Source organism: Oryzibacillus soli, from assembly GCF_051594765.1.
In the GTDB taxonomy this organism is placed as follows: domain Bacteria; phylum Bacillota; class Bacilli; order Paenibacillales; family NBRC-103111; genus Paenibacillus_AR.
This window is the reverse complement of sequence record NZ_JBPPGJ010000123.1, coordinates 1-301: the sequence shown is the minus strand read 5'-3', so window position 1 is coordinate 301 and position 301 is coordinate 1. Positions and strand designations below refer to the sequence as shown.

The following is a 301-nucleotide window of genomic DNA, read 5'->3' as shown; positions in this document are numbered from 1 at the left end:
ACGTGGAGCTGACCAGTACTAATCGGTCGAGGGCTTATCCTACTCCCACCAAAGTGAAGCATATGCTGACGAAGCGTATTCCGAGTACTTTGGCGGGGACCCAAAAGATTGTTTTCGGAAAATTTCGCATCCGGTTTTCAGGGCGCAAGTCCTGAAAAATGTTCCCTGATAGCTCAGTCGGTAGAGCACTCGACTGTTAATCGAGTTGTCGCAGGTTCGAGTCCTGCTCGGGGAGCTAATCCTTTCCCCCAAAAGTGAAGAGAAGCGCTGTAGCGAATTCCGATTACTTTTGGGGGAACCC

General features: G+C 50.5%; 1 tRNA gene. It reads left to right on the top strand.

Features of this window, described 5'->3' with window-relative positions:
* Positions 1 to 162: 162 nt before the first annotated feature.
* Positions 163 to 235: transfer RNA gene (locus ACSEXW_RS28420), tRNA-Asn, on the top strand.
* The last annotated feature ends 66 nt before the right edge of the window (positions 236 to 301 follow it).